1 protein-coding gene is annotated in these 1,255 nt (G+C 46.6%); it reads left to right on the top strand.

Annotated elements, in window-relative coordinates:
• The first annotated feature begins 56 nt into the window (after nt 1-56).
• A protein-coding gene (locus FBR45_RS26255) for an IS3 family transposase (RefSeq protein ID WP_138507426.1) occupies nt 57-1,225 on the top strand; the annotation gives its coding sequence in 2 pieces (ribosomal slippage) (nt 57-309 and nt 309-1,225; 1,170 coding nt in all).
• Nucleotides 1,226-1,255 lie beyond the last annotated feature (30 nt).

The following is a 1,255-nucleotide window of genomic DNA, read 5'->3' as shown; positions in this document are numbered from 1 at the left end:
TGGACCTGCTACATTTGACTGGACATTAAGTTAAGTGTGATCTAACTTAGTGAACCATGAAAACCAGCAGAAGACAGTACGACGAGGAGTTCAAACGGATGGCCGTCGAGCTCTCCCTAGCTAAAGATTCACTCAAAACTACCGCTGAAGAACTCGGTATTACTCCCCAGATCCTGACCAGGTGGCGTCGAGAACGCCTATCCACTCAGAAAGCGAATGCTAGTGGACGAGTGGGAAGCAGCCAGGAACAGCAAGAAATTCTGCGGTTGAAAAAAGAACTTAAGCAGGCTGAACTAGAACGCGATATCCTAAAAAAGGCGGTCAGCATCTTCTCCAGGAGCGACGGGACATTTTTCAATTCATGAAAGCACATCAGGCTGTTTTCCCCGTTGAGACGATGTGTAAAGTCCTGAATGTAAGTCGCAGTGGGTATTATTATTGGTTAGCCCAACGGCCCACTAAACGAGCCAGTGAAAATCAAACTATCACTCGATTAATTAGTAGCTTATTCACCGCTAGTAAAGGCCGGTATGGGAGTCCAAAAATCACGCGCGATCTGAAAGCCCAAGGCGTAAATGTATCCCGGCCCCGCGTCGCCAGGCTGATGAAGCAGGCTAACCTGAAAAGTGTTGTTCAAAAGAAATACGTAGTGACGACCACCGATTCTAGACATGACTACCCAGTGGCCGAAAATCATCTAAACCGTCAGTTCAATCCCCTTAAGCCAAGTCAAGCTTGGGTGTCTGATCTGACTTATATCCGAACCGGTGAAGGCTGGCTGTATTTGACGATTGTCATGGATCTGTATGATCGCAGAATAATTGGCTGGTCATTGAGTGCCTCAATGAAAGCGGCTGAGACGACCGTTCCGGCTTGGCAGATGGCCATTAAAAACCGCCCTATTGAAGGGAAACTCATTTTCCATTCAGATCGGGGCGTTCAGTATGCCTGTCATGCATTTACGAGCCTGCTGAAAAAATACCCAATGGTTTTGCAGAGCATGAGTGGGAAGGGAAATTGTTGGGATAACGCAGTAGCCGAAAGTTTTTTCAAGACACTGAAGTCAGAGATGGTCTATCAGCAAGTTTTTCAAAGCCGATCAGTAGCTAAGCAGGCCATCTTTGAATATATAGAGATTTGGTATAACCGGCAACGCAGGCATTCGGCGCTAGGCTATCTTTCCCCTTTTGACTATTACAGTGGGCAGTGCCAACAAGTTGCTTAAAAGTTTGTCCAGTGTTTTGTTGCAAGTCCA

This window comes from Spirosoma lacussanchae (genome assembly GCF_005870035.1).
GTDB classification, from domain to species: Bacteria; Bacteroidota; Bacteroidia; order Cytophagales; family Spirosomataceae; genus Spirosoma; species Spirosoma lacussanchae.
This window is presented reverse-complemented; position numbering and strand designations above follow the sequence as displayed.